4 protein-coding genes are annotated in these 5,551 nt (G+C 69.4%); all 4 read left to right on the plus strand.

The window, feature by feature from the left end:
* The first annotated feature begins 144 nt into the window (after positions 1-144).
* On the plus strand, positions 145-2,370 hold the full coding sequence (locus ABD225_RS15425; RefSeq protein ID WP_344087437.1) for a cell wall-binding repeat-containing protein: 2,226 nt from the start codon (positions 145-147) through the stop codon (positions 2,368-2,370).
* A gap of 87 nt (positions 2,371-2,457) precedes the next feature.
* On the plus strand, positions 2,458-3,168 hold the full coding sequence (locus ABD225_RS15430; RefSeq protein ID WP_344087440.1) for a PP2C family protein-serine/threonine phosphatase: 711 nt from the start codon (positions 2,458-2,460) through the stop codon (positions 3,166-3,168).
* Positions 3,169-3,315: 147 nt separating this feature from the next.
* On the plus strand, positions 3,316-4,332 hold the full coding sequence (locus ABD225_RS15435; protein ID WP_344087443.1) for a cell wall-binding repeat-containing protein: 1,017 nt from the start codon (positions 3,316-3,318) through the stop codon (positions 4,330-4,332).
* A gap of 91 nt (positions 4,333-4,423) precedes the next feature.
* Entirely contained in the window at positions 4,424-5,437 is a 1,014-nt protein-coding gene (locus ABD225_RS15440) for a cell wall-binding repeat-containing protein (RefSeq protein WP_344087446.1), read from the plus strand.
* Positions 5,438-5,551: the final 114 nt, after the last annotated feature.

Here is a 5,551-nt window from a genome sequence, read left to right on the forward strand (position 1 = left end):
GGATTTCTCATGCTCCGACCCGCACACAACCCGCTACAACCTCAACCCCATCGGTGGATCCGGGCTTAGGCCACGACGGGCTGGGCCGCCACGCCGGGGCCGTTCGCGTCGCCGACTTGGGGAGCGGCCGGTAGCGTGAGTCTCGTGCGTCACTTTGGTCACCGCCCTTCCACGTCCACTGCCGTCCGAACGGCCGCCCCCGCAACGCTGCCCGCCGCGCCGAGGCGGCTGCTCGCCGGCACGGCGATCACGGCGCTCGCGCTCGGTGCCCTGACCGGCGTTGGCGGCGCGGGCGCGGCACCCGCCGCAGGATCTGCGGGGGAGGGGGCCACGGCATACGCACCGGACCTGGGGAAGGCAACTGCCCCCGGCCCGCTGCGGCAGTATGTCGACCGGTCCGCTCCGGCGCGCGGCACGGCTGCGCGGGGCGCGCTCGGCGACCACTCCGTGCTCGTGCAGCCGGTCTATTGGGCGGACCCGGCTCCGGCAGCGCTGGACAATGTGGCGATCGGGACCGAGGTGCGGGCGACCAGCGGCTACTTCCGCGCGGCGACAGCCAGCAAGCTCACCGTCACGCTGAACCAGGTGCGGCCGTGGGCCAAGATCAGCCTCACCGCCGACGAGATCGCGTCCTGCGATATTCCGGCGATCGAGCGGGCCGCCCGAGCCGTCGCGCCGGATGTCCCCGGCAACCGGCAGCATCTCGACATCGTCTTCCCGCAGTCCTCGACCTGTTCCTTCGGCATGCTCGCCTCGCGCGGGCTGAGTGCGGCGGGCGACGGCGTGGCGTTTTTCAACGGCGCCGAGTCGCTGCACTGGGCCACCATCGGCTTTGGTGTCGGCTCGAACGCCGGGCTGGGCATGAGCAACTCCCTGGACTGCTGGACCGACGCGGCCCACACCACCCCGATCCCTCTGTCGGGTTACTGCAAGCAGCAGGACGGCAGCGACCCCTGGGACCTCATGGGCTGGTGGCCCTATCAGCATGTTGGCCGGCTGAGCGCCGCTAACCTGCGCCGCCTCGGCGCCTTCTCCGCCAGTGATTTCGCCGAGGTCACCCCCGGTCAGGGTCAGTACTCCTTCATTCGTCCGCTGTCGGCCAATACCGGGCTGCGCGGAGTCGGAATCACCCTCGGTGACGAGCGCTACACGATCGAGTACCGCACGCCCGACGGTCTGGATGACTGGATTGATGACGCGACCTGGGTCGACCCGACCGGGGTCACCCGCACCGATCCCGGTGGTGGCGTCATCGTGCGCCGCGTGGACCTGGCCAGCGGCAATCCCGCCGATAGCGCCGTCCTCGACTTCCATCCCGACGGCAAGGCGTCGGCAACCGGTCGCCACCCTGGCCTCGAACCGGGCGAGAGCTGGACCAGCCCCGGAGGCATCCTGCGGCTCGAGGTGGTCTCGGCGACCACGGCCGGCGCGAGCGTCAAGATCGACTTCCCCGGCCTGGCCAAGGTCGAGCGCTGGAGCGGCGCGGACCGTTATGCGGCCTCAGCGACGATCTCGGCGCGCAGCTTCCTGCCCGGCGTCCAGGTCGCCTATGTCGCCTCCGGCGAAGTCTTCGCCGATGCGCTGTCCGGGGCCCCGGTGGCGGGCAAGGACCGCGGACCGATCCTGCTGACCTCGGCGACCACCATTTCCGGAGCGGTGCAGACGGAACTGCGCCGGCTCGCCCCGCGGAAGATCGTCATCCTCGGCGGACCGGCCACCGTGTCCCCCGAGGTCGAAGCCAAGCTCGCGGCATACACCACCGGCGGCGTGGAGCGCTGGGCCGGCGACGACCGTTTCTCCACGTCGGCGACGATCGCGACCAAGTCCTTCGCCCCCGGCGTTGCGACGGCCTATATCGCCTCCGGCCGCGTCTACACCGACGCGCTCTCCGGTGCCCCGGTGGCCGGAAAGAACGACAACCCGGTGCTGCTCGTCGACACGACCAAGATCCCCAGCAGCATCGCGGCGGAGCTCACCCGCCTGCAGCCAGGCCGGATCGTCGTGATGGGCGGCCCCAACACCATCTCCGACAGTGTGGTCGCTGCCCTGGCGCCCTACACCAAGGGTGCGGTGAGCCGGGTCTCCGGAGCCGATCGCTTCGCGACCTCGGCGGCCATCTCGGCCGGCAACTACTGCCCCGGCACCCCGGTGCTGTATGTCGCGTCCGGCCGGGTCTTCCCCGACGCCCTGTCCGGTGCCCCCGTCGCGGGTATGACGCGTGGTCCGGTCCTCCTGGTCGACACCACCTCATTGCCGAAGGTCGTTGCCGACGAAATTTCCCGCCTCCAGCCGCAGCGCATCGTCGTGCTCGGCGGGCCGAATACGGTCAGCGAGAGCGTCCGCGCTGTGCTTGGGTCGTACTTGCCGTAACGACCGCTTGTCCCGGCATACCCGCGGCCCCGCCGGGTGTCGGAAGTGCCCTGGCGCGGACCGCCTCGGGTGTGGGAGATTAGCCGCGTGATTGAGGTCGGCACGGCGACCCACCGTGGGCATTACCGGGAGCAGAACGAGGATTGCCTCCTCGCGGCATACCCGGTCTTTGTCGTTGCCGATGGCATGGGCGGCCACTCGGCGGGCGAGGTCGCCGCGCAGCTCGCGATCGAGGCCCTGGCCGAACTCGACGGTCTCGACCTGGTCGACGCGGCGCCGCTGCGCGCTGCGGTCGAAGAGGCCAACCGGCGGATCTGGCAGGCCGGGCACCTGCCGGGTCAGCGAGGCATGGGCACGACCATTTCCGGCATCGGGGCGCTCACTGACGGATCCTGGGCGATCTTCAATGTCGGTGACTCGCGCGTTCTCCATATCCACGAGGGCGAAATCAAGCAGGTGACGGTCGACCACTCCGAAGTCCAGGACATGGTCACGCTCGGCATCCTGGCCCCCGAGGAGGCCGCGGTGCACCCGATGCGGCATATCGTCACCCGCAGCCTCGGCGCGCGGCCCGATGTGCAGGTCGACGTCGAGCGGCTCGAAGTCGTTCCAGGGGACCGGCTCCTCGTGTGCTCCGATGGGCTGACCGATGAGGTCTCGCCCGACGACATCTTTTGGGTGCTCGATACGGCGCAAGATCCGCAGCATGCGGCCGACGCCCTCATTCAGGCGGCCCTGGCCGCGGGCGGACATGACAATGTCACGGTCGTCGTGGTCGATATCGTCGCCGGCAATTGATCTCGTGCTGATCCGTCCCAGGAGCGGCCCCCGCAGCGGCCGGACCCGAACTGAAGGTGCCGATCGGCATAGACATTGGTTACCCTGCCGTGGGGTGATCGGGCGTGACCTGGTCCCTGTAGCCCGAATCCGAGGGAGATCCACTCGATGAGTAGTGCAGTTCTGCGACGCGCGATGACCGCGGTCGTCGTCGCCGGTGCGATGGTTGCCGGACCGGCAGGCGCCTTCGCCGCCGACGGTGGGAAGGCGGCAGGTGTCGAGCGCATCTCGGGTGCCGACCGCTACGAAGCAGCCGCCAATGTGTCCGAAGCCAGCTTCGCCCCGGGTGTGCCCGTCGCGTATGTCGCGTCCGGCGCGGTCTTCACCGACGCCCTCTCCGGCGCGCCAGTCGCGGCGAAGACCGGCGGCCCCATGCTGCTCGTCAAGAGCAGCGAGGTGCCGTCCGTTGTCGCCACCGAGTTGCGGCGCCTGGCGCCGAAGAAGATCGTCATCCTCGGTGGTCCTAATAGCGTCGACTACAACGTCGAGGCGGTCCTTGCCAGCTACACCTCCGGCGGCGTCGAGCGGTGGATGGGTGCGGACCGCTACGAAGCCTCCGCGCAGATCTCGCAGGAGTCCTTCTCCCCCGGCGTGAATGTCGCGTATGTCGCGTCGGGCCTGAACTTCCCTGACGCCCTCTCGGGTGCACCGGTCGCCGGCATGGGCGGCTCACCGATGCTGCTCACCGACGACGACCGCTTGCCGAGCGCCATCGCCGAAGAACTCGACCGGCTCAACCCGGCCAAGATCATCGTTCTCGGCGGCCCGGCGAGCGTGTCCGATGAGGTTGCGGCCCAGCTGGCACACTACTCCCGCGGATGGGTCGAGCGCTTCTACGGCAGCGACCGGTATGCCGCCTCGGCGGATATCGCAGACAAGTCCTTCGCCCCGGGCGTCAATGTCGCCTATGTCGCCTATGGCCAGGTCTTCTCCGATGCGCTCGCGGGCGCGCCGGTTGCCGGCATTCGACGTGGCCCAATGCTGCTCGTCGACGACACCCGCATCCCGAGCCAGATCGCGGACGCGTTGCGCCACTTGCAGCCGAAGAAGATCGTTGTCCTCGGCGGGCCGAACTCGGTGAGCACGGCGGTCGAAGCCGAGCTTGCGCAGTACGTCTCCCCCTGATTTTCAGCGGCCGGCCCGAGCGGGCCGGCCGCTGGCACATTCCGGCCCCGCGGCATACGCCCGGGCCTTGTCCCTCGAAGGAGAACCACTGATGAAGACCACGACCACGCGCCGCACGGCGCTGGCGGCCGCCGTTGTCGCGGGCGCCCTCGGCATCGCGCCCGCCCTGACCATGCCCGCGACCGCGAAGGCCGGCACCGTGATGCGCATCTCGGGTGCGGACCGCTACGAAGCTTCCGCGAATATCTCCAAGGCCAGCTTCGCCCCCGGCGTCGATGTCGCGTATGTCGCCTCCGGGCTGGTCTTCACCGACGCACTCTCCGGTGCCCCGGTCGCCGGGATGAAGGGTGGCCCGGTCCTGCTGACCAAGACCGACACGCTGCCCCAGCCGATCATCGACGAGCTGACCCGCCTGCAGCCGAAGCAGATCGTCGTCTTCGGCGGCACCAACTCGGTCATGGGTTCGGTCATGAACGAACTGCGGAAGCTGACCACCGGCGAGGTCACCCGCGTCGCGGGCCAGACCCGCTACAGCACCTCGGCCAAGATCAGCTCGCTGAACTACGCCGCCGGTCCGGAGACGACCTATGTCGCGTCCGGTGAGGTCTTCCCCGACGCGCTGTCCGGTGCGCCCGTCGCCGGCAAGACCCCCGGCCCGCTGCTGCTCATCGAGAGCGATGGCGTGCCCGGAATCGTCAAGAAGGAGCTGGAGCGCCTGCAGTCCAAGCGCATCGTTGTCCTCGGTGGCGAGAACACCATCACGCCCGAGACCTACGCCTTCCTGACCCGCTACACCACGGGCGCCGTCGCTCGCTGGGCCGGTGACGACCGCTTCTCCACCTCGGCGACGATCTCCTCGAACTCCTTCGCCCCCGGTGTGGGCACGGTGTATGTCGCCTCCGGCCGCGTCTTCGCCGACGCCCTTTCCGCCGCCCCCGTCGGCGGTCGCGACGGCAACCCGGTGCTGCTGGTCGACACCAACTCGATCCCCTCGAGCGTCGACGCCGAGCTGAAGCGCCTCAAGCCGAACAAGATCGTCATCGTCGGCGGCCCCGCCTCCGTCTCCTCGACCGTTGAAGCCCAGCTCGCCTCCTACGTGAGCTGAGTTTTCTGGATTCGGCTCCTCAACGCTCGGCGGGTTGGCTCGTTCCTCGCCACCCCGTCTCGCTCGATCGTCGCCGAATCGGGTCCGCGCTCGGCCGAGCGCGGAGGAGCCGAA

The organism is Nostocoides veronense (assembly GCF_039531185.1).
Taxonomy (GTDB): Bacteria; Actinomycetota; Actinomycetes; order Actinomycetales; family Dermatophilaceae; genus Nostocoides_A; species Nostocoides_A veronense.